The sequence below is a fragment of the Arthrobacter sp. AFG20 genome (assembly GCF_002892795.1).
Classification (GTDB): domain Bacteria; phylum Actinomycetota; class Actinomycetes; order Actinomycetales; family Micrococcaceae; genus Arthrobacter.
In genome coordinates this window covers 193,388-214,915 of the sequence record NZ_PJMC01000003.1, presented here as the reverse complement: position 1 = coordinate 214,915, position 21,528 = coordinate 193,388, and the positions used below count along the sequence as shown (strand labels likewise).

Sequence of the window (21,528 nt, the reverse complement as noted above, 5' to 3'; positions counted from 1 at the left end):
GATGACCGTTCTTCCTCAAGGAAGTGAGATCTCACGGCGCCGCCTCCTGCAGTTCGGCGCAGCCGCCGGATTTCTCCTGGGCACAGGCTCCCTGGCCGGGTGCGCCGGCCCCACGGGCCTCCCGGGACCCAGCACCCTGACGCTGGCCCTCAACAGGTCCCTCGTCAGCCTGGACAACAAGCTCAACCAGTTCGACGCCGCCGTCACCGTCCAGCGCGCCGTGCGGCAGGGACTGACAGCCATCGGCCCCGAAACCAAGCCGATCCTCGTCCTGGCGGACCGCTTCGAGATGACCTCACCCACCGCGTGGACGGTGCGGCTGCGCGAAGGCCTCCGCTACTCGGACGGCACCCCGGTGGCCATCGAGGACATCGCCACGGCGCTGAAGATGTACCAGCAGGTGCAGGGTTCCTTCGTCGCCGGGTTCTTCCCCGAATTCCCCACGGTGGTTCCGGTGGATGACAGGACGTTCCGGATGGAGTCCAAGAACCCCATCCCCATCCTCGATTCCCTCATGAGCATGATCCTGATCAGCCCGGCAGCCAAGAACAAGCCGGAGGAGCTGCAGGAGGGCGTGGGCACCGGCCCGTACGTGGTGACCAGGTTCAACCGCGGCGCCGGCACCTACAGCCTCAAGCGCAACGAGAACTACTGGGGCCCTGCCCCCAAGGTGGACAACGTCGAGGTCCGCTTCCTGCCCGAGGAATCCAGCCGCGTCATTGCGCTGCGCAGCGGCGAGGTGGACGTCATCGACTCCATCACGCCCGACTCGCGCGAGCAGCTGGCCGGACTTCCCGGCGTCGTCCTTGCGGAGGCATCAAGCCTCCGGCTGAACCAGATCTTCTACAACTTCCGCAAGCCCTCCAGCCACCCGCTGTCCGATGTCCGCGTCCGTGAGGCACTCAGCTGGGCGGTCGACGGCGAGGCCCTGGTCAAGGACGTCCTGGTCGATTCGGTCAGCGAAGCCGAAGGCGTGGTCCCGTCCAGCCTCACCGGCTTCGCCAAGACCGGCAACTACACCTATGATCCCGAGAAGGCCAAGGCAACGCTGAAGAACCTCGGCGTCACGGACCTGAACCTGAAGATCATCTGGGAAACCGGCGAGTTCGCCTCGGACACCTCCGTGATGGAGGCGCTGGTGGAGATGTTCGGCAACATCGGCGTGAAGACCCAGCTGCAGCAGTTCGAGCCCGGCGGCAACATCCTGGCCTGGCGCCAGGGCAAGCAGGGCGACTGGGACCTGCTGGGCAACGGCTTCAGCAGCCCCACCGGCCTGGCCATCACCATGATGCAGGGCATGTACGCCGGAACCGCGGAAAAGGAAAAGACCCGCGACACCTACCAGGGCTACGTGGTCCCGGACGTGCAGGCCAAGATCCAGGCCGCGTCCTCCGAGGTGGATCCGGCGCGCCGCGAGCAGCGGCTCGCCACCGCGCAGAAGGCAATCTGGGACACGTGGCCGTGCGCCTGGGCCTTCGTTCCCAAGTCGGTGCTGGCCCACCAGAAGCGGGTGGACGGCCTGGCGCTCGCGCCCACCAACTCCTACCCCCTCGTTGACGTCCGGCTGGAGGCCTGAGTCATGACCACGTACATCCTCAAGCGGCTGGGCCAGGGCCTGCTGACCGTTTTCCTGACGGTCTCCACGGTCTTCGTCCTGATCCGCCTCGCCCCCGGTGATCCGGCCGTGTCCTACGCCGGACCGCTGGCCACCACCGAGCAGCTGGCGAAGGTGCGCGAACAGTTCGGCCTGGACCGTCCCGTACTGGAGCAGTACTGGATCTTCCTGCAGCAGCTGTTCACCGGCAACCTCGGCACCTCCTACTCCTTCCAGGCGCCGGCCATGCAGGTGGTGGCCGAGCGGATGCCGTACACGCTGACCCTCGCCACCGCGGCCATCCTCCTCACCGCCGTGATCGCCATCCCGCTGGGGGTGTGGATGGCCCGCCGACCGGACACCAACCGGGAACTCGGCGTCAACGTCCTCACCATCGCCGGGCAGTCCATGCCGGACTTCTGGACGGGCATCATGCTCCTTACCGGCTTCGCCGTCCTGATCCCGCTGTTCCCGGCCTCCGGCTTCGCCACCTGGGGCGGACTGGTCCTCCCCACCGTTACCATCGCCATCCTGCAGATCGCGCTGATCTCACGGATGGTGCGGCGTGAGATGACCTCCAACTTCGCGGCCCCGTACCTGACCGTGGCGCGGTCCAGGGGAGTGGGCAGTCCGGCGCTGACCTGGCGCTATGCCATGGGCAACTCCGCCATTCCGGTCTTCACCGCCCTCGGCACCCGCTTCGCCGCCATGCTGAACGGCGTCGTGGTGGTGGAAGTGGTGTTCGCCTGGCCCGGCGTCGGCTCCCTCATTGTCCGCGCCCTCGAAACCCGCGATTATCCCCTCATCCAGGCAACCGTCCTGCTGACGTCCCTGCTGGCCGTAGCCGTCCAGCTCGTCATCGACCTCGCCTACCCGCTTCTTGATCCCCGCGTTCGTCTTGGAAAGGCGGCAGCAGCATGAGCCTCAGCGACACCGCAACTCCGGCGGCTTCCGCCGCACAACCGCCCCGGACACCGTCGCCCAGCGCCGTCACGAAGGAGCTCGTCGCGAAAGCCGGTGCCACCCGCCGCCGCAACGCCGCGAAGTGGAAGCTGCTCATCGGCGCCGTCTGCACGCTGATCGTCATCATTCCCATCCTGCTGGCCCAAGTGCTGCCGCTGCCGGATGCCAACCACCAGGACCTCTCGGCGCGACGGCTTGCTCCGCTGGTGGACGGCCACCTGTTCGGCACCGACCAGCTGGGCCGCGACCTGCTCTCCCGCGTCCTGCACGGAGGCCAGGTGTCCCTGACCATCGGCATCCTGGCCGTGGTGGTCTCCGGCGCCATCGGCATCATCCTCGGTGCAGCCGCAGGCTACTTCGGCGGCTGGGTGGACACCGTGGTTTCGCGGGTCCTCGAGGCCCAGATGTCCCTGCCGCTCCTCATGATGCTGCTGTTGGTGGTGGCTCTCTTCGGCCCGTCCATCCCGGTGATCACCTTCGTTATTGCGATTGCGCAATGGCCGGAAGTGGCCAGGCTGACCCGATCCATGGTGCTCGTGGAACGCGAAAAGCCGTACGTCTCTGCGGCGCGCATCCTGGGCCTGCACCGCATCCAGATCCTCATCCAGCACATCATCCCGAACGTCATCAAGCAGGCAACCCTCGTGGTGCTGCTGCTCCTGGCCCAAGCCGTCCTGCTCGAGAGCGCGCTCAGCTTCCTCGGCGCCGGCCCCCAGCGTCCGTTCGCCACCTGGGGACGCATCATCTCCGACGGCCAGGACTACATCACCACGTCCTGGTGGATGGTCACCCTGCCCGGCCTGGTGATCGTGCTGATGGTGGTGGGCGTGAACCTGCTGGGCGACGGCCTCCGTGACCGTCCCCGCCGCAAGAAGAAGGGTGCCTGACATGAACGCACGACCCGGCCCAGGCCGAACCAACACAGCCCATGCTGACGCCGGCCACACCGAGCCGGCCCTGCTCGAGGTCCGCGACTTCCAGGTGGAGCTGATCACCGACGCCGGCATCATCCGGGCCGTGGATTCCGTGACCTTCAGCATCCACCGCGGTGAAACGGTCACCATCATCGGTGAGTCCGGCTCCGGCAAATCGACGACTGCGATGGGCATCCTCCGCCTGCTGCCGGACGATCTGGCGGTGCTTTCCGGCACCGTGCTCATCGACGGCGTGGACGTGGTGGCCGTACCCAAGGCCATTGACAAAGTCCGCGGCCGGACAGTCGCGCTCATTCCGCAGGACCCGATGACCGCGCTGAGCCCCGTGCATTCCATCGGCAGCCAGCTGTCGGAGGCGATCCGGATTGCCGGCGCCGCCTCCAAGGACAAGGGCGCCGTCCGGGCCCGCGCCATCCGGCTGCTGGAACAGGTGCACATTCCGACGCCGGAGGTGCAGCTGAAGAAGTATCCGCACCAGCTCTCCGGCGGCATGCTCCAGCGCGTGCTGATCGCCATCGCCCTGGCCAGTGAACCGCAGCTCCTGGTGGCGGATGAACCCACCTCGGCGCTGGACGTCACGGTGCAGGCCGGCATCTTGGACCTCCTGCTGGAACTGCAGGAGCAGCGCGGCATCGGCATCCTGATGATCACTCACGACCTCGGAGTGGCCCGGCTCATCTCGGACCGCATCCATGTGATGAAGGACGGCTCCTTCGTGGAGTCCGGCCACGTCCAGCAGGTGGTGGAGCACCCGGCCACCGAGTACACCCGCAACCTGTTGGCCGCGGTTCCGGTCCTGGGGCCGTGGGACGAAACCCCTGCCGGCAACACCTCACAGTCCGCATCCAAAACCACCGCGGCCGGCGACCCCGCAGCCCTGACCAGCACCGGAGCCCAGAATGACTAAGCCGTTCCTCTCCGTCGAGAACCTCGTGGTCGACTACCACGTGCCGGGCGGAACGTTCCGTGCCGTGGATGACGTCTCCTTCTCAGTGGACAAAGGCAAGACGATCGCAGTCGTCGGTGAATCCGGCTGCGGAAAGTCCACGATCGCCAAGGCGCTCATGCGGCTGGTGACGCCGGCCAGCGGCCGGATCGAGCTGGACGGAACGGACATCGCAGCTATGAGCGAAGCCAAGCTGCGGCCGCTCCGTTCCAAGTTCCAGATGGTCTTCCAGGATCCGTACGGCTCCCTGGACCCGCACCTCACCGCGCAGGAGATCGTGGCCGAACCGCTGAAGCTGCAGGGCGTCCGGTCCAAAGCCGAACGGCACAAGGAAGCCGCGAGGCTGATCGACCAGGTGGGCCTGCCGGCCAAGTCCCTGGACCGCCACCCGGCGGAGTTCTCCGGCGGGCAGCGGCAGCGTATCGGCATTGCCCGGGCGCTCGCGTCCAAGCCGGAACTGCTGGTCTGCGACGAAGCCACGAGTGCGCTGGACGTGTCCGTCCAGGCCCAGGTGCTGCGGCTGCTGAAGTCCATCCAGGACGAAACCGGCATCACCTACGTGTTCATCTCGCACAACCTTGGCGTGGTGCAGGAGATCAGCGATAGCGTCATGGTCATGCAGCGCGGCAAGCTCGTGGAGCACGGAACAACGGCGCAGGTGCTGACCGCGCCCAAGGAGGACTACACCCGCAAGCTCCGCCGGGCCGCCCTGGACCCGTCCACCATGCGCGGCCTCAAGCCGCGGCACGTGGTCCGTTCGCTGGCGCTGAAAGGCTGACCTGCTCTCTTCCCGCCGTTTACCCGCCACGAACCCAACCGAACCGTTACTGCAACCACGGAGAATCAACGCATGAGCAAGCAGCCAGAAGGCACCCCGGTGGAAGGACTGAAGCTTCCAATCTCACGGCTGGTCCTGGGCACCATGACGTTCGGCGACACCGCCGATGAAGCCACCGCCGGACGCATGGTGGACGAGGCACTCGACGCCGGCATCACCACCATCGACACCGCCAACGCCTACGTGGGCGGCGTGACGGAGGAAATGCTCGGCCGCCTCCTCAAGGGGCGTCGCGATGAGGTCATCCTCGCCTCCAAGGCCGGCATGCCGCATGCAGACCACGGCCAGCACACGCCGCTGTCCCCGCAAGGGCTCCGCAACAGCGTCGAGGGCAGCCTGCGCCGGCTCGGCGTGGACAGCATCGACCTGTTCTACCTCCACCAGCCGGACCGCGCCACGCCGCTGCAGGACACCCTGCGCACCGTGGCGGAGCTGGCGGCCGAAGGAAAGATCGGGGCGCTGGGCGTCTCCAACTTCGCGGCCTGGCAGATGGCCGACGTGATCCACGTTGCCCGCGAGGTGGGTGCGCCCGCCCCCGTAGTGGCGCAGCAGCTCTACAACCTGGTGGCCCGGCGGGTGGAGGAGGAATACCTCGAGTTCGCCGCCACCCACAACGTCCACACCATGGTCTACAACCCGCTGGGCGGCGGCCTGCTCACCGGCAAGCACAGCTTCGAGGCCAAGCCCTCAGAGGGCCGCTTCGGTGATTCCAAGCTGGCTGCCATGTACACCCAGCGCTACTGGGACAAGCAGCTGTTCGACGCCGTCAGCGCCCTGGCCGGCATCGCCGAAGGGGCAGGCATCACCCTCGCCGAGCTGTCCCTGCGCTGGCTCGCTTACCGGAAGGGCGTCGGCTCAATGCTGCTGGGCGGCTCCAAGGTGGAGCAGCTGCGCACCAACATCGCTGCCGTGGCCAAGGGGCCACTGCCAGAGGACGTCAGCAGCGCCTGCGATGCCATCGGCTCCGGGCTGCGTGGTCCCATGCCGGCATATAACCGCTGACGCATATACAACTGCTAGCCGTCACCACCCACGAACTGAAGGTAGAAGATACAGATGACATCGGACCTGGCCATTGAATTCGCCCGCAAGATCCGCGCCCGTGAGCAGGCCGTCGGCTACTGGGCGGTGCTGGACGCGCCCGTGGCAACGGAACGCATCGGCCGGCTCGGGTATGACTACGTTGCCTTGGACGCACAGCACGGGCTGCTGGGCTACTCGGGCGTGTTGCACGGCCTCATGGCCATCGACGCCGGGCACACCGCCGTCGGCATGGTGCGCGTAGAGGCCAACGACTTCACCGCGATCGGCAAGGCGCTGGACGCGGGCGCCGTCGGCGTGATCGTCCCGCTCGTCAACAACGCGGCGGACGCAGCCGCCGCTGTCGCCGCAGCGAAGTACCCGCCCATGGGCGGCCGTTCCTACGGGCCGATGCGCTCGGCGCTGCGCATCGGCCCGGTCCCGGCTGACTCCAACGCCGCCACCCTGGTCTTCGCCATGATCGAGACGCCCGAGGGGCTGGCCAACGTGAAGGAAATCTGCGCGACGCCCGGCTTGGACGGCATCTACGTGGGCCCCTCGGACCTGGCCATCGCCGTCGGCGGCGCCTTCCCGGGCGACCCCGCCATCGAGGCCGAGTTCAATGCTGCGCTGGAAACCGTCGCTGAGGCTGCCGCTTCCGCAGGCATCGCGGCCGGTATCCACACCGCGGCCGGGGAGATTGCCGCCCAGCGGCTGCGCCAGGGCTACACGTTCACCACCGTCGCGTCGGACCTGACCCACCTGGAACTGGCTGCCAAGGCGCACCTGGCTGCCGCCAGGTCGGAGGGCTGAGGCATGCAGACCACAAACACCGGCTACAGCACCATCACGCCCGACGGTGCCGTGAAGCGCGCGGACGGCGCAGACTTTGCGTACCTGCCGGCACCCACCGTGCAGAGCCACGCCGCCAACCTCCTGACCCTGCCCGACGGGCGCCTCGGCTGTGTGTGGTTCGGCGGCACCCAGGAGGGCGTGCCGGACATCTCCATCTGGTTCTCCACCCTGGAGCCGGGCAGCACTCAGTGGTCACCGGCCCGGCAGCTGTCGGACGACTCCACCCGCTCGGAGCAGAACCCGATCCTGTTCACCGCACCTGGCCCTGCCGGCCGCGACGGCGCTCTCTGGCTCCTGTACACCGCGCAGAAGGCGGGCAACCAGGACACGGCGGAGGTCCGCCGTCGTACTTCCCTGGACAGCGGCCTCACGTGGGGGCCGGTGGAGACGCTGTTCCCGGCCAACGAAACGGGCGGCGTGTTTGTCCGCCAGTTGCCGGTGCTGCTGCCGTCCGGCCGCCTGATCATCCCGATCTTCCGCTGCATCACCACGCCGGGGGAGAAGTGGGTGGGCAACAGCGATGACAGTGCCGTGATGCTTTCCGACGACGGCGGAGCCACCTGGAGCGAGCACATCCTGCCGGGCAGCCTGGGCTGCGTCCACATGAACATCCAGCCCGTGGCCGATGGCTCGCTGCTGGCGCTGTTCCGCAGCCGCTGGGCCGACTCGATCTACGAATCCCGCTCCACCGACGACGGCACTACCTGGAGCGAGCCCGTCGCCACCGAACTGCCCAACAACAACTCCTCCATCCAGTTCGCGGCGCTCGCCGACGGCCGCCTGGCCCTGGTCTACAACCACAGCCGCGCGGAGGAAAACACCGAGCGGCGCCTCTCGCTCTACGACGAGATCGACGACGACGGTCTGGCCGCCGAACAGGGCCAGGTCACCGAACCGGTGCCCGCTGCTGCGTCTTCGGGCGGGGACGAGCGTCGCGCGTTCTGGGGGACGCCGCGCTCGCCCATGACGCTGGCGATCTCCGAGGATTTCGGGCGTTCGTGGCCGATCCGGCGGAACCTCGACGTGGGGGACGGCTACTGCCTTTCCAACAACTCCCGCGACGGTCTGAACCGCGAATACTCCTACCCGTCCATCCACCAGGGCCCGGACGGTGCGCTGAACATCGCGTACACCTACTTCCGGCAGGCCATCAAGTACGTCCGGGTGGACCCGCAGTGGGCGTATGAGGGCAGCACCACTCCCGGTGGGGACAACGAAGCTGGCGACGAGCGGTGACCGGCGCCCGCCACGCGATTGTCACGGGCTGCAGCTCCGGCATCGGCAGGGCGATCGCCGAACGGCTGCTGGCCGACGGCTGGGCTGTCACCGGGCTGAGCCGCAGCGAGACCTCGCTGGGGCACGGGTTCCGATGGCTGCACGCAGACCTGTCCGATCCGGCGTCGGTGGCGGAAACTGCGGTTCGGATTGACCCCGCGGACGCGTTGGTGCACGCCGCCGGATACCAGCGCACCGCGCTGCTGGGCGAGCTGGACCCGGAGGCCCTCGCCGGCATGTTTGCCGTGCACGTCGGCGCCGCCAGTGCGCTGGCCAACGAGGTAGTGCCGCGGATGCCCGACGGCGGCCGGGTGCTGCTGATCGGCAGCCGGACCTCCACGGGCGCGGCGGGCAAGAGCCAGTACGCCGCCACGAAGGCTGCGCTGATGGGCATGGGCAGGACGTGGGCGCAGGAGCTTGCGCCGCGCGGCATTACGGTGAACGTGTTGTCGCCCGGGCCCACGGATACACCCATGCTGGCCGATCCCGGCCGCGCGGCAACGCCGCCGAAGGTGCCGGCACTCGGCCGGCTGGTGGATCCGGAGGACGTCGCGGCGCTCGCCGGCTTCCTGCTCGGGCCGCATGGAAAGTCCATCACGGGCCAGAATTACGTCATCTGCGGCGGCGCTTCGCTGTGAGGTGGTGATCCAGCTTGTCAGATCCCGGTGGTTGAGCCTGTGGAAACCCCCGGGCCCTACGATAAAGGTCAGCGTATAAGGAGAGCCACAGATGACCACCGCCAAAGCCAGGCGCGAAGAGATCTACCACCTCGCCGTCACCACCGGGCTGGCGTCTGTGGAGGAACTGTCGCGGCATTTCCGGGTGACCGCCTCCACCATCCGGCGGGACCTGGCCCACCTGAACGAGGAGGGTAAGCTGACGCGAACCTACGGCGGGGCCGTGGCGCTGGGCGCGCACCCTGAACCGTCCCTGCGGCAGCGGACCGGCGAGGCGTACGAGCAGAAGCACGCCATCGCGGCCTGGGCTGCCGCGGAGGTGAAGGACGGCGAGAACATCCTGCTCGACGGCGGCTCCACCGTCGGTGCACTGGCGCACGTACTGCGCGGGAGGGAAAACCTGTCCGTCACGACGCCGGGAATCAACACGCTGCAGGAGCTCGCCGACTCGGCGGGGATCCAGGTGGACTGCCTCGGCGGCAGGTTACGCGGCGTGAGCCAGACGTTCGTGGGTCCCCTTGCCGAGGCGGCCCTGGAGCGCATGAGCTTTGACCGGGTGTTCCTGGGCGCCGACGCCGTCACTGCCGACGACGGGCTGTGCGAGGCGGACCACGCGCAGACCAGGCTGAAGGAACTCATGGCCCGGCGCGGCGACGCGGTCTATGTCCTGGCCGACTCCGGCAAGCTGGGAAAGCGCCCGTTCCACGCTTGGGCAAAGCTCGCCCTGCCATGGACCCTGGTGACGGACTCGGGCGCAGACGCGGCCCAGGTGGCGCTCTTCAGGCAGGCGGGCGTGCAGGTGCAGCTGGTCCAGGTAGAGGCCGGGCAGCAGGCTTCTGCCTGAGGGAGCAGCTACGTATTGGCCGTTTGGCGTCTAGCATTGTGGAATGACCGAAGCGAACGAAGATGCAGCCCTACTTCAGCTACAGGACATCCTCATTGGGGCCGACAATGTTGACGGTTTCCTTGAGGGCTTGGCCGGATTTGCTGCAGCCACCCTCAGCGGCCTGGCGGGAACGGCCATTGAATGCGCCATCACCTTGAAGCGGCGCAGACACACTTCAACCGTTGCGGGCAGCAGCCCACGCGCAATAGAGCTGGACCACATCGAGCAGCGCGTCGGCGACGGTCCCTGCATCCGGGCGCTGTTCACCATGGCCCCCGAATTGCTCAATGATGTCCAAACGGATGACCGCTGGCCGGAATACCAGAAGCGACTGGCCGAGAACGGCGTGTACAGCACCCTCGGCGTTCCCCTGGACATCGGGGAAGGCGCCAGTGCGGCGCTGAACTTCTTCGGCCCCGCACCGGGCCTTTTCACGCCCGAGCTCTTCGACAGGGCGGTCGGGTTTGGCGAGCTGGCCAGCCGCACGATGCACCTGTCGGTCCGGATCGGGGCTGCCCAGGCCAGGGCGCAGAACCTTGAGGCCGCCATGCAGAGCCGGACCGCCATCGACGTCGCCTGCGGGGTGATCATGGCGCAGAACAGGTGCTCCCAGCAGGAAGCCATGGACATACTTGCCAAGGTCTCGAGCAACCGGAACCAAAAACTGCGCGACGTGGCCGTGGAACTGGTAGGAAGGCTCTCGGGATCAGGTGTGGAGACGCACTTCGAGTAGGACCGGAGCCGCTTGGCGGACGTAGCTTCGGCTCGTCATTGCGGCGCTACTTGCCCCCCTTTGCCGATCATGGACGCCGGGGGCTTGGGAAACGGTTTGGCCGGATACATCTTGGCGACCTTGAGCATGTAGTTGGCCCACTGCGGTCCGGCGATCATGTAGCCGTCAATGCGGTCGTAGTGTTTGCCATTGATGGTGAGGTCCCTGCCCGGCCGTTTCTGGCCGTTCAGTGCGTCACCGAAGAAGGATGCGGTGGCCATGCCGGTGGTGTAGCCCAGCACCCAGGTGGCGCCGTTGCTGTTGTTCGTGCCGGTCTTGGCCGCCACGGGGACCTTGCTCTGGACCTTCGGGTTGATGTACACGCCTGAACCCTTCTTGAGCACATCCTGCAGGACTGAGTTCACTCCGCGGGCAATCTGCGGCTCGACGGCGGCCCGGCATACCGGCTGCTGGCTGGACAGCGCCCGTCCGGTGAAGTCAGTAACGCGCTGGATGGCAATCGGCGCGCAGTAGCGGCCGTCGGCAGCGAAGGTGGCGAACGCGGTGGCCAGGTTGAGCGGTGACACCGCAGTGCCGCCGAGAATATTGCCCAGCTGATGCATGTTAATCTCTGAGCCGTCCAGCCCGCTTCGCAGGCCCACAGCAGCAACCATTTTATCGATGCCGCAGATGTCCAGCTGTGCCACCTCGGCAAACGTAGCCGTGTTGATGGAGTTATATAGCCCGTAGTTGGCGGGCATCCTGCGGTAGTAGCCCTCCGACGCGTTCTGCAGATCGTCCGCAGCTTCGAGGCCGGCGGCGCGCTGCTTGCTGCTGTAACCGCCCACCACCTTGGCGCACGAATCCCGCCAGCCGAATCCCAGTGGGTACTCCCGCCGTGTGGCGTCCACTTCCTCGGTGATCTTCCGGCCCTGGTGCAGCCACTCGGCAAACGTGAACGGCTTCATGGTGGATCCCGGCTGGAACCCGCCCGCACCGTTGAGGTCGTTGCCGCTGGCATCCTTGGCGTCCACGTTGAAGTTCAGCTGGGTATCGAACTGGCCCGGCTCCGGGAGAAACACCGTGTTCTGCGCCATCGCCAGGATCTTGCCGGTGCCCGGCTGGATCGTCAGCAGCGAAGCTCCCCACTTGCCGGGGTTGGCCCCGGCGGTGGAATTCACCTGAGACTGGGCCGCCGCCTGAAGCCGGCTGTCCAGCGTTGTGGTGATCGTCAGCCCGCCGCGGAACAGCTTCTGCTCCCGGGCTTCCGTGTCTGCCCCGTAAGCCCGGTTGTTGAGGATCAGGTGGGATATGTAATCGCAGAAATAGGGCGCCATGGCGGCTGCGGCGCAGCCTTGCTTCGAGCTACGAAGTTTCAAACCCACGCCGGTGGCCGCGGCAGTGTCATGCTGCTTCTTGGTGATCTTGACTTGCGCCAGCATGGCGTCCAGGACCAGGTTGCGCCGCTTGAGCGAGTTCTCCGGGTTGCTGACGGGGTCATAGAGGCTGGGGCTGTTGACCAGGCCTGCCAGCAGCGCCGCCTGGGGCAGGGTCAGCTTGCTGGCCGGGACGCTGTAGTAGTGCTGTGCCGCCGCCTCGATGCCGTAAGCACCGCGGTTGAAGAACACGATGTTGAGGTAGCCCTCGAGGATCTGGTCCTTGGTGAACTTCTTTTCAAGCTCGATGGCGAGCTTCATTTCCCGGACCTTGTCGCCGAAGGTCTTCTCCCCGCTGAGGATCACCTCATCCTCGCGGCCGGAGGTGATCTTGGCTTCATTGGCCACGTTGGTGACGTATTGCTGGGTGAGGGTGGATGCGCCTTGCCGGTCCCCGCCAGCGACGTTGCTCACCAGCGCCCGCAGAACGCCCACGGGGTCGACGCCGCTGTGTTCGTAGAAACGGCTGTCCTCTATCGCGACCACGGCGTCCTTGACGTAGGGCGACATCTCCTTCAGCGGGACCCGCACCCGGTTTTCCTCGTAAAACGAGGCGATCAGTTTGCCGTCGGACGTCAGGATCCTTGTGGTTTGCGCCGGCGGACGCACCGCGAGCTCAGAGGGGAGGCCTTTGTAGAAGTTCATCGAGCTGCTAACGGCAGCGCCGGCAGCTGCAATCTGGGGAACGAAGTAGGCGGCAACTAGGGCGCCACAGAGGCAGCTGAGGACCACGAACCCCAGCATCCTTGCCAGGGTCGTGTGGGATCCCGATGTCAGGCTTTTGCGTACCATCACTGCGGTTCACACCCCAAAAAAGCGTGTCTTCAGAATACGCTTCAGGTGGCGGCCGATCCAGACCGCGGCCGAGTCGGAAACGACGCCGGCCAGCCCGCGTAAGGCGGGCCGGCCGGCGTCGTACTTTGACTGTTTGGAGCGTTATCGGCGCTACGTGTTTTGGACGTGGTCCTTGGCGTCCGTGGCGGTGGCTTTGACGTCGGAGGCGGCGGTTTGGCCTTCGTCCTTGACGTGTTGGGCGGCGTCGGTGGCTGTTGCTTTGACGTTTTCCATGGCGTCCTGGGCGGGTTCCTTCAGGCCTTGGGCCATGTCCTTGGCGGCCTCGGTCAGCTGGGTGGTGACCGGTTCCGCGGCGGTTTTGAGGGCGTCGGCGGCTTCGCGTTCCTTCTGGCTCGGCGGGATGAGTGAGGAGACGAGCAGCCCGGCGCCGAACGCGATCAGCCCGGCCGCGAGCGGGTTGCCCTGGGTTTTCGCGGCGACCTGGTGGGGTGCGTCGGCGATCGCTTCGCCGGCGCCGTGGAGGGCGTTGCCGGCGGCGTCGGTGGCCTGGTGGACCCCGCCGCTGGTGGTGTGGGCGGCGTTGTGGAGGCTGCCGGAGGTGCTGTGCGTGGCGTGTTCTGCGGTGCCCATGACTTTCTCCTTTACTCCGAAGACGGCGTCCTTCACCTTGTTCGTCTGGCGGTGGACGATGTTGGACGGGGTGACCTTGTCGGCGACGGCGTCCACGTTGGTGCCGAGGCGGGCGCGGGTGGCTTCGATGTCGGCGCGGATGGCGTCCGGGTTCTCACTCATCGGTGGTCTCCGTTCGGTTTGAGGGTGGGCGGGATTTCCTTGGCTGTCTCCATGGTCTGGGGCATGCCTTTGATGGCTTTGAGTTCCTTGCGCCCCACGGAGGCGAGGATCGCGGCGATGATGCCCCAGATGACGGCGACGACGACGGCGGACCAGCCCAGGCCCATGAGCTCGCCGAGGGCGTACCAGAGGGCGATGGAGAGGAACAGGAGCACGAAGTGCCCGGCGACGCCGGCGCCGGCGAGCATGCCGCCGCCTTTGCCGGCGCGGGTGCCGGACTGTTTCAGTTCGGCTTTGGCGAGTTCGATTTCCTGCCGGATCAGGGTGGATAGGTCCCGGGTGACCTCGCCGAGGAGGTCACCGAGGGAGGTGGTGTCGGCCTTGGCGTGCGCGGCCGCCGGCGGGGTATCAGGGATTTGGCTGCTCACAGGGGACGACCTCCGCCCTCGGTATACGGGTCCTCGGGATCGCGGAGCGGAACGCCTGCCGAACCCGGCGCATCGAAGCCGGGGCGGGCGGGCTCGCCGTACACGGTCTCTGCGTAGGTGGTTGGGGTTGCCTGCGGGGCGTCGTACAACGGGGCGCCGGAGGCTCCGGAGAGGCTGCTTTCCGTGACCGGTGGCTGGGCGGGGTACTGCGGCACGGTGCCTGTGTACCCGGCGCCAGTTCCCGTTTCGGGGGCACCGGCCTGCAGGCTGCGGCCCAGGCGCCCGGCCAGGAGGCCTGCGCCTGCGGCCATCAGCAGGAAGGTGCCGGGACGCTGGCGGGCGAAGGACTTCACCTCGTCCAGCAGCGAGCCCGGGTCCCGGTTGTCCAGCCAGGACGCCACAGATTCGGAGCGTTCTGCGGCCTGCCGGATCAGGTCCGAGGCCACGCCCTGCTGGTCCGGCGCGTCTGCCATGGAGCGCAGCTGCGAGGAGATGGTGCGGATGCCTTCGGCGGCCTTGGTCTGTTGCGTGCCTGCCTGGCTGGTCAGGTCCGACTTCGCCTGATGCAGCAGATCCCGGGCGCTGTTCTTCGCTTCAGAGGCGACGTTCGCGACCTCGGCCTTCGCGGTCCCGGCCACGTTCTGGGCAGCGCCGGCGGCCTGGCCAGCGAGATTCGCGGCGTCATCCTTGGCCACGTCCTTCTTCGAGGTGTCGCCCCGGTAGTCGTCGGTGGTGCCTGTGTAGTCGATGGTGCCCGCGCCGGTGGTGCCCAGGCCGGGAGCGGGCACGCCGGTGCCGTATGCGTTCTCGGTCATCGTTGCTCTCTTTCCTTGAGGATGAAGAACCAGCCGTGCCGGATCGGCAGCAATCCTGATTACCCGGAAATAGTAAGCACACTTGGTATTTCCTCCGCAAGGACAGCACGCCATAATCGAGAAATTGATAAGCATGCTTGCCAAAGCGTTGCTAAGCATGCTTATTGTATTGGGGTGCGGCGTCCTGCAGGGAGGCGCTGCGAACCCCAAAGCATCTGAGATCCAAGGAGACACCATGCTCACCACGGAAAACATTGATGACCTGCTGCAGCGCAACGGAAACGTTCTTTCTGCAGACGGGGACAAGATCGGGTCAGTGGGCCAGGTCTACGCCGACGACGCCGATGGCCAGCCGACCTGGGTCACGGTCAAGACCGGCCTGTTCGGAACCTCCGAATCCTTCGTCCCGCTGCAAGGCGCACGTCTTGAAGGCGGCGATGTTGTTGTTCCCTACACCAAGGACCAGGTCAAGGACGCGCCCAGGGTGGATACGGACGGCCACCTTGAGCCGTCGGAAGAGGACCGGCTCTTCGGCCACTACGGCCTCGACGGACACCAGAACTACACGGAAACGGGAACCCGCGGAGAGGCAGACTATGCCGATACGGACGCTGCCACGTACAGCGGCACCGGGACCGGCACGGCTGACGCCACCGGGACGGTTGGACGTGACACGTCCGGGCCCACCACGGATGACGCCATGACCCGCTCCGAGGAGCGCCTGAACGTCGGCACGGAAACGCAGGCCGCCGGGCGGGCCAGGCTTCGTAAGTACGTGACCACGGAGAACGTCACCAAGACCGTTCCGGTCCAGCGCGAAGAGGTCCGGATCGAGCGCGAACCCATCACTGAGACCAACCGCGGTGCCGCCTTGTCAGGCCCGGACATCAGCGAGGAGGAACACGAGGTGACCCTCCACGAGGAGCGCCCCGTGATCGAGAAGGAAACCGTACCGGTCGAGCGGGTCCGTCTGGACAAGGAAACGGTGACGGACGAGGTGACCGTCGACGAGGAAGTCCGTAAGGAACGCATCGAAACCGACGGCATCGACGACGTGCGGCGATAGCAGATAACAGGTAGCAGGAAACCGTGAAAGCCAGGGTCGGATGCCGGCCCTGGCTTTCACCTGGCTTCCCCCTAGGGCAGGCTGATGTTCGTGAGTTCTGAGCGTTTGCCGCTTGGTTCCTCGACCAGGACCAGCGAGCTCACCTCAGGGCAGTAGTACTTGTGCTCCCGCGAGTTGAACTCCAGCGGCGTCCAGTCGTCCACCTTGACGCAGTCTTTGTAGGTGCCCATTTTCGTCGTGACGGTCTGGCCTGTGGCGATGGTGTCCCGCATGTCTTCCGCGTGCCCCAGGTAGTACTCCTGCCGGTAGGTGTCGCCCACGCGCTGTTCGGCCTTCATCCAGATGCCGGCCTTTGCCCCATCCCGCCCGTGGAGAAAGCTGCCGGAGTGATCCTGCAGTTTGCCGTCTTTGTAGTTGTCCACGTCCTCGCCGAAGTACCACACATCGCCGTTCTTATGCTGTGCCAGGTAGTCCCGGGTCTCCTCGACAAGTTGCCCGCTCTTGAATACCTTGTCCAGATAGATGACCGTTTCGACGCCCTCAATGACCCTGGTCTCCGGCAGGATCTCAATTTGAATCCTTTCGCCGCCGGCCTCGTAGGTCATTTTCTTGCCGACCGGAAGGGCGAAGTACTTGTTGGTGATTTTCGTCGTGAAATCCGCCGGGGTGATCTGCGGATTGTAGTCGGCAGCCCTGCTTCTCAAATTATTGAAGTAAAAAAATGCCGCCCCGCCAGCGACCAACAGCAGGACGATGATTCCTAAAATAATGGTTCGTGGCTTCATATCCGGCCCCACTCCTCGTTGAGTAGAAACACTTTGCCGGTCCCGTGCACCTGTTGCTTGCCCGGTCCATAGGAGAAAGGTAGTCCTGTCGGGCCGCCGGGGACAGAGGCAGCATCAACATTCGTCAGCTGCGGGCGGCCTCCACCACCCGTTCGCCGTTAAAGTATTCGAGCTCCCAGCCATCGACGGCGTGGTGGTGGGCAAGGTTGAGCACGGCGTTGTCGATGCTTGCGAGGGTGGTGCCGATGGCACGGCTCAGGGCCAGGCGGAGGAGCGTGCCGTGGGCGACGACCAAAACGCGGCGCCCGCGGAAATCCTCGGCCAGCGCTTCCAGGGCGGCCAGGCCCCGGGAGCCCGCTTCGTCGTCACTTTCCGCCCCGCGGAAGCCGCCGGGGATGCGCAGTGCCTCCAGTTCCGGGCCTGCCTGCAGGCCCTCCGCAGGCCCGAAGCTGCGCTCGGTGAGCTCCGGCATGTGCCGGGCCACGGTGAGTCCGAGGCCGGCGGCGATCAGGTCTGCGGTTTCCGCCGCACGGCTCAGAGGCGAGGACACGACCGTGTCCCACTCCTGCCCGGACAAAACGGCGACTGCGTCGCGCGCCTGGCCGCGGCCGACGTCGTTCAGCGGAATATCGCTGGATCCCTGCAGCCGGCGCTGCGCATTCCAGTCTGTCTGCCCATGGCGGATGAGGGCGAAAGTCGTGAGGGTCATGCCTTCCATTGTGCCCGAGAGACTCAGGACCTTTCTTCTCCGAGACGTACAGGAGTTTTTGTCCAGATAATGGGCGTTCGAGGCCGTTCTAAGCCCATTATCTGGACAAAAACTCGCGAAAAGGGGCTCTCGCCGCGCCACCCGCTCATGGTCAAATAGGAGGGTTAGACCGGCTGCCCGAGTCCGACCGCGGCCTCGGCCATATGGAAGGAAGCACATGACCGATCGCCAGGACCATCCGCCGGTTCCCACGCCGGGAAGTGCCCAGGGTCTGGACCGCAAGGTTGAGGGCGGCTGCCCTGTTGCCCATGACAGCGCGACCTCGCAAGGCAGCGAGAGCGAGAACCCGGCGATCGACTCGCCGCAGCCGAAGGCGCACCGGCCCCGGACGAACGCGGACTGGTGGCCGAACCAACTTGATCTCTCGGTGCTCCATGCAAACCACCCGGCAGGAAACCCGCTCGCCCCCGGCTTCAGTTACCGGGAGGAGTTCCAGAAGCTCGACGTCGAGGCGCTGAAGCAGGACATCATTCAGGTCCTGACCACCTCGCAGGACTGGTGGCCGGCGGATTTCGGCCACTACGGCGGCCTGATGATAAGGCTGAGCTGGCACGCTGCCGGCACCTACCGCGTCCACGATGGCCGCGGCGGTGCGGGTGAGGGCGGCCAGCGCTTCGCCCCGCTGAACAGCTGGCCGGATAACGCGAACCTGGACAAGGCCCGGCGGCTGCTGTGGCCGGTGAAGCAGAAGTATGGCCAGAAGATCTCGTGGGCCGACCTGCTGGTCCTTGCCGGCAACGTCGCCTTGGAGTCAATGGGCTTCAAGACCTTCGGGTTCGCCTTCGGCCGCGAGGACGTGTGGGAACCCGAGCAGATTTTCTGGGGACCCGAGGACACCTGGCTGGGCGACGAGCGCTACATCGGCGAAGGTGCCATGGCGGAGGAGGTGGGTTCCACCGAGATGGGCCTGATCTACGTCAACCCCGAGGGGCCGATGGGCAATCCGGATCCCAAGCTCGCTGCGGCGTTTATCCGCGAGACCTTCAAACGGATGGCGATGAACGACGAGGAAACCTTTGCACTGATCGCCGGCGGTCACACGTTCGGCAAGACCCACGGCGCCGGAGATGCCGATGCGCACGTGGGCCCCGAGCCGGAGGCCGCGAACCTGGAGGAACAGGGTCTGGGCTGGCTCAGCACCTACGGCAGCGGCAAGGGAGGCGACACGATCACCTCCGGGCTCGAGGTCACCTGGACCGACCGGCCGACGGAGTGGAGCAACCGCTTCCTGGAGATTCTGTTCGAATACGAGTGGGAGCTCACCAAGAGCCCGGCGGGTGCCAACCAGTGGGTGGCCAAGGACGCCCCGCAGATCATCCCGGACGCGCACAATCCCGAGAAGAAGCACCGGCCGACCATGCTGACGACGGACCTGTCACTGCGCGTCGACCCGGCTTACGGGGAAATCGGGCGGCGCTTCCTGGAAAACCCCGACGAGTTCGCGCTGGCGTTCGCCAAGGCCTGGTACAAGCTGCTGCACCGGGACATGGGTCCGGTGGGCCCGCACCTGCTCGGCCCCTGGGTCCCGGAGCCGCAGCTCTGGCAGGACCCGATCCCGGCGGTGGACCACGAGCTGATCGGCGAACAGGACATCGCGTCCCTCAAGGCCCAGCTCTTGGACTCGGGCCTCTCCGTCTCCGAGCTCGTCACCACGGCGTGGGCCGCGGCTTCCACCTTCCGCAAGACTGACAAGCGCGGCGGCGCCAACGGCGCCCGCATCCGCTTGGAGCCCCAGCGTGACTGGGAAGTCAACCAGCCCGGACGGCTGGGGGCTGCGCTGGAGGCGATCGGGGCGGTGCAGCAGCAGTTCAACAGCGGCCAGAACGGTGGCAGGAAGGTCTCGCTGGCGGACCTGATCGTCCTCGGCGGCTGCGCGGCTGTGGAGAAAGCCTCGAGCGACGCGGGCTTCACCATAACTGTGCCGTTCCGGCCAGGCCGGGCCGACGCCTCCCAGGCCGAGACCGACGTCGAGTCATTCCAGTACCTGCATCCGCGGGCGGACGGGTTCCGCAACTACGTGCGCCCGGGCGAGAAGCTTCCGCCCGAGACCCTCCTGCTCGATAAGGCTTACCTGCTGGATCTCTCCGCACCGGAGATGACAGTCCTCATCGGTGGCATGCGTGCCCTCGGCGGCAACGTGGGCGGCTCCGCGCATGGTGTGCTCACCGACCGGCCCCAGGTCCTCACGAACGACTTCTTCGTCAACCTGCTCGCACCGGGCACCCGGTGGAAGGCTTCGGAGGCGGAGGAGAACACCTACGAGATCAGCGATGTGACTACGGGCGAGCTGAAGTGGACCGCCACGCCGGTCGACCTCGTCTTCGGCTCCAACTCCCAGCTCCGGGCGCTGGCCGAGGTTTACGCGAGCGACGACGCGAGGGAGAAGTTCGTCAACGACTTCGTCGCGGCGTGGGTGAAGGTCATGGAGCTCGACCGCTTCGACCTGCGCTGAACCCAGTCATCCGGGGCCGGCTGCGGAAGTGGCCGGCCCCTATTCGGCCTCTAATGTGGGCGAGCCGGCCCTGTCGAAGGACTATGCCGGCAAGGCTTTAGGCCGGTGGTCGGCAATGAGTCCGCTGGCCATGTGCCGGGCGCGGCGGGCCGCGAGCCTGTCACCTTCGGCAGCGGCAATGATCGAGCCCTTCATGAGGATGTGCCAGGAGAGTGCGAATTCCCCAGAGTCCTCCAGGCCCGCTTCGTCGGCCAGGAGCCGCACCTGTTGCCGGATCCTGCCCAGGTACTCGATGCTTGCCAGCCCCAGTGGATGCCCTGCCCCCATTTCCATTAGCACCTTCACAAAGGAACACGCTTCGAAATCATCGTCCTGGAACCACTGGTCGTAAACATCGAAGATGGCCAGCAACTGGTCTTCGGGGTTCTCAGCCCTGCTTTTGGCCTCCGGGACCACCGATCCCATCATCCACAACTCGTCGCGGCGCTTTAAAAAGGCTAGCGCCACGTCGTCCTTCGACGGGAAATGCCGGTAGAACGTCGCCTTGGCGACGCCTGATGCGCGGATCAGTTCGTCGACGCCGACATCACGGATTCCACGGTGGGAAAACAAATCGTAGGCGGTGACCACAATACGGGTGCGGACATCATCAGGATCTTCAAGGTTGTCTGTGACTGTCCTCATGCCAGCAAATTCTACCTTTCCCATGCAATTTTCTGCCGGGGCCCCGTGCTGGCATCTGAGGACAGCAAGGAGAAACCGGATGTCAGTCGATGTACCGGAGGCCAGCGGCAGTGAGACGGTCGCGCATGGAGTAGATGTCCAAGCCGAGTTCGCCGGCGGCGAGCCGCTGGCGCTTGGCTACTTCATTGTCCTCCCGGGCGCGGGCGGCAGCGGCAACTTCAGCCGCGCGGGCGGCAGGTACCACGACGACGCCGTCGACGTCGCCAATCACCACGTCGCCGGGGTTCACGAGGGCATTGGCGCAGACAACGGGGACGTTGACGGATCCTACGGTGGCCTTCACGGTGCCTTTGGAGTTGATGGCGCGGCTGAACACGGGGAAGTCCATTTCCTGCAGCGTCTCCACGTCGCGGCAGCCGCCGTCGATGATGAGTCCTTCGGCGCCCTGGGCGCGGAGGGACGTGGCGAGCAGGTCGCCGAAGAAGCCGTCCTCACACTCGGTGGTGCAGGCGGCCACCACCACATCGCCCGGCTGTACCTGCTCTGCGGCGACGTGCAACATCCAGTTGTCGCCGGGCTGCAGGAGGACGGTAACGGCGGTGCCGCAGACTTTCGCCTCGGGATAGACAGGGCGGATGTAGGGGCGCATGAGGCCGAGCCTGCCCATGGCCTCGTGGATGGTGCTGACGCCGAAGGCTGAGAGGGCTTTGACGTCGGCCTTGTCCGCCCGGGTAATGGTGCGGTGGACGACTCCGAGTTCCTGCATGGATCTGTGCTCCTGAATATTGGTGGTGGCGAAAACCGT

General features: G+C 66.2%; 21 protein-coding genes. 13 read left to right on the top strand and 8 right to left on the bottom strand.

The features are described 5' to 3' along the window. Position 1 precedes the first annotated feature (1 nt). The 11 genes from CXZ05_RS04645 (at position 2) to CXZ05_RS04595 (ending at position 10,722) form a co-directional block, all read left to right on the top strand. Positions 2 to 1,576 (top strand): ABC transporter substrate-binding protein, encoded by a 1,575-nt coding sequence (locus CXZ05_RS04645; protein WP_102971440.1) that lies wholly within the window; start codon positions 2 to 4, stop codon positions 1,574 to 1,576. Between the two features lie 3 nt (positions 1,577 to 1,579). Beyond that, positions 1,580 to 2,515, top strand: a complete 936-nt coding sequence (locus CXZ05_RS04640) for an ABC transporter permease (protein WP_102971439.1) — start codon at positions 1,580 to 1,582, stop codon at positions 2,513 to 2,515. Beyond that, on the top strand, positions 2,512 to 3,444 hold the full coding sequence (locus CXZ05_RS04635; protein WP_102971438.1) for an ABC transporter permease: 933 nt from the start codon (positions 2,512 to 2,514) through the stop codon (positions 3,442 to 3,444). Before CXZ05_RS04640 ends, CXZ05_RS04635 begins: the two co-directional genes overlap by 4 nt. Position 3,445: 1 nt before the next feature. After that, the gene (locus tag CXZ05_RS04630; RefSeq protein WP_258006442.1) at positions 3,446 to 4,399 is read left to right on the top strand and encodes an ABC transporter ATP-binding protein; all 954 of its coding nucleotides are present in this window, start codon (positions 3,446 to 3,448) and stop codon (positions 4,397 to 4,399) included. Then, on the top strand, positions 4,392 to 5,216 hold the full coding sequence (locus CXZ05_RS04625; protein WP_102971437.1) for an ATP-binding cassette domain-containing protein: 825 nt from the start codon (positions 4,392 to 4,394) through the stop codon (positions 5,214 to 5,216). Before CXZ05_RS04630 ends, CXZ05_RS04625 begins: the two co-directional genes overlap by 8 nt. A 72-nt stretch (positions 5,217 to 5,288) precedes the next feature. Then, positions 5,289 to 6,278: an aldo/keto reductase gene (locus CXZ05_RS04620; protein ID WP_102971436.1), complete on the top strand. Its 990-nt coding sequence runs from the start codon at positions 5,289 to 5,291 to the stop codon at positions 6,276 to 6,278. Positions 6,279 to 6,332: 54 nt separating this feature from the next. Next, entirely contained in the window at positions 6,333 to 7,109 is a 777-nt protein-coding gene (locus CXZ05_RS04615) for an HpcH/HpaI aldolase/citrate lyase family protein (protein ID WP_102971435.1), read from the top strand. A 3-nt stretch (positions 7,110 to 7,112) separates the two neighbouring features. Next, entirely contained in the window at positions 7,113 to 8,387 is a 1,275-nt protein-coding gene (locus CXZ05_RS04610; RefSeq protein WP_102971434.1) for an exo-alpha-sialidase, read from the top strand. Next, the gene (locus CXZ05_RS04605) at positions 8,384 to 9,064 is read left to right on the top strand and encodes an SDR family NAD(P)-dependent oxidoreductase (protein WP_102971433.1); all 681 of its coding nucleotides are present in this window, start codon (positions 8,384 to 8,386) and stop codon (positions 9,062 to 9,064) included. Before CXZ05_RS04610 ends, CXZ05_RS04605 begins: the two co-directional genes overlap by 4 nt. Before the next feature lie 91 nt (positions 9,065 to 9,155). Further along, positions 9,156 to 9,947, top strand: a complete 792-nt coding sequence (locus CXZ05_RS04600) for a DeoR/GlpR family DNA-binding transcription regulator (RefSeq protein WP_102971432.1) — start codon at positions 9,156 to 9,158, stop codon at positions 9,945 to 9,947. A gap of 43 nt (positions 9,948 to 9,990) precedes the next feature. Next, the gene (locus CXZ05_RS04595) at positions 9,991 to 10,722 is read left to right on the top strand and encodes a GAF and ANTAR domain-containing protein (RefSeq protein WP_102971431.1); all 732 of its coding nucleotides are present in this window, start codon (positions 9,991 to 9,993) and stop codon (positions 10,720 to 10,722) included. A gap of 35 nt (positions 10,723 to 10,757) precedes the next feature. Here the strand turns inward: CXZ05_RS04595 and CXZ05_RS04590 are convergent, their stop codons facing one another. From CXZ05_RS04590 to CXZ05_RS23325, 4 genes are all read right to left on the bottom strand, one after another. Then, positions 10,758 to 12,929 carry a transglycosylase domain-containing protein gene (locus tag CXZ05_RS04590; RefSeq protein WP_102971430.1) on the bottom strand — a complete coding sequence of 724 codons (2,172 nt, stop codon included), beginning with the start codon at positions 12,927 to 12,929 and terminating at the stop codon, positions 10,758 to 10,760. A 153-nt stretch (positions 12,930 to 13,082) separates the two neighbouring features. Then, positions 13,083 to 13,724 carry a DUF3618 domain-containing protein gene (locus tag CXZ05_RS04585; protein ID WP_102971429.1) on the bottom strand — a complete coding sequence of 214 codons (642 nt, stop codon included), beginning with the start codon at positions 13,722 to 13,724 and terminating at the stop codon, positions 13,083 to 13,085. Then, the gene (locus tag CXZ05_RS04580; RefSeq protein WP_102971428.1) at positions 13,721 to 14,152 is read right to left on the bottom strand and encodes a phage holin family protein; all 432 of its coding nucleotides are present in this window, start codon (positions 14,150 to 14,152) and stop codon (positions 13,721 to 13,723) included. The genes CXZ05_RS04585 and CXZ05_RS04580 overlap by 4 nt, the downstream gene beginning before the upstream one ends. Then, entirely contained in the window at positions 14,149 to 14,967 is an 819-nt protein-coding gene (locus CXZ05_RS23325; RefSeq protein ID WP_258006441.1) for a hypothetical protein, read from the bottom strand. Before CXZ05_RS23325 ends, CXZ05_RS04580 begins: the two co-directional genes overlap by 4 nt. 235 nt (positions 14,968 to 15,202) lie before the next feature. Between CXZ05_RS23325 and CXZ05_RS04570 the strand changes: the two genes are divergently transcribed. Next, positions 15,203 to 16,033 (top strand): DUF2382 domain-containing protein, encoded by an 831-nt coding sequence (locus CXZ05_RS04570; protein WP_102971427.1) that lies wholly within the window; start codon positions 15,203 to 15,205, stop codon positions 16,031 to 16,033. A gap of 71 nt (positions 16,034 to 16,104) precedes the next feature. Here the strand turns inward: CXZ05_RS04570 and CXZ05_RS04565 are convergent, their stop codons facing one another. Both CXZ05_RS04565 and CXZ05_RS04560 read right to left on the bottom strand, forming a co-directional pair. Next, the gene (locus CXZ05_RS04565) at positions 16,105 to 16,818 is read right to left on the bottom strand and encodes a hypothetical protein (RefSeq protein WP_102971426.1); all 714 of its coding nucleotides are present in this window, start codon (positions 16,816 to 16,818) and stop codon (positions 16,105 to 16,107) included. A gap of 124 nt (positions 16,819 to 16,942) precedes the next feature. After that, entirely contained in the window at positions 16,943 to 17,527 is a 585-nt protein-coding gene (locus CXZ05_RS04560) for a histidine phosphatase family protein (RefSeq protein ID WP_102971581.1), read from the bottom strand. A 217-nt stretch (positions 17,528 to 17,744) separates the two neighbouring features. Here CXZ05_RS04560 and katG point away from each other — a divergent pair, with 217 nt between their 5' ends. Further along, positions 17,745 to 20,039 (top strand): catalase/peroxidase HPI, encoded by a 2,295-nt coding sequence (gene katG, locus CXZ05_RS04555; RefSeq protein WP_102971425.1) that lies wholly within the window; start codon positions 17,745 to 17,747, stop codon positions 20,037 to 20,039. A gap of 81 nt (positions 20,040 to 20,120) precedes the next feature. Here katG and CXZ05_RS04550 read toward each other — a convergent pair whose 3' ends face one another. Both CXZ05_RS04550 and ligK read right to left on the bottom strand, forming a co-directional pair. After that, positions 20,121 to 20,723 carry a TetR/AcrR family transcriptional regulator gene (locus CXZ05_RS04550; RefSeq protein WP_102971580.1) on the bottom strand — a complete coding sequence of 201 codons (603 nt, stop codon included), beginning with the start codon at positions 20,721 to 20,723 and terminating at the stop codon, positions 20,121 to 20,123. A gap of 82 nt (positions 20,724 to 20,805) precedes the next feature. Then, positions 20,806 to 21,489, bottom strand: coding sequence for a 4-carboxy-4-hydroxy-2-oxoadipate aldolase/oxaloacetate decarboxylase (gene ligK, locus CXZ05_RS04545; protein WP_102971424.1), 684 nt, complete (start codon positions 21,487 to 21,489; stop codon positions 20,806 to 20,808). Positions 21,490 to 21,528 lie beyond the last annotated feature (39 nt).